General features: G+C 53.8%; 1 protein-coding gene. It reads right to left on the bottom strand.

The window, feature by feature from the left end; all coding sequences use genetic code 11:
• Nucleotides 1–81 precede the first annotated feature (81 nt).
• Entirely contained in the window at nucleotides 82–276 is a 195-nt protein-coding gene (locus C5471_RS23770; protein WP_166296744.1) for a hypothetical protein, read from the bottom strand.
• Nucleotides 277–301 lie beyond the last annotated feature (25 nt).

Raw genomic sequence — 301 nt, 5'->3', positions numbered from 1 at the left:
CCCATTGTTCGGCGCAGGTTGAAAACATAAAGATTACCTCAAGTTGTGTTTTTTATTGAGATCAATCTATGAGGGAAAAGTTCAATAACGAGGGGGCGGGTTAAAATATTTGTGTAGGAAAGACAGGGCCAGAGCACCGAGGAAGCTGGCATGTTTAATCGGGTCGCCTTCTCTGGCCGCTGCCGGGCCGGGAGCGCCCGATGGGGGCGCAACCGGGGCGGCATGTAACGCCCCGACTCGGGCAATCCGGGCGACAATCTCATCACCAAGTGACATATTTCACCCCCTGTCAACTCATCCG

Source organism: Photorhabdus tasmaniensis (assembly GCF_011189505.1).
Lineage (GTDB): Bacteria > Pseudomonadota > Gammaproteobacteria > Enterobacterales > Enterobacteriaceae > Photorhabdus > Photorhabdus tasmaniensis.
The sequence above is the reverse complement of the archived record's forward strand: the minus strand, read 5'-3'. Positions and strand labels throughout refer to the sequence as shown.

Coding starts and splice junctions, on each gene's coding strand:
- C5471_RS23770 (WP_166296744.1), bottom strand. CDS start 276: ATGTCACTTGGTGATGAGATTGTCGCCCGGATTGCCCGAGTCGGGGCG.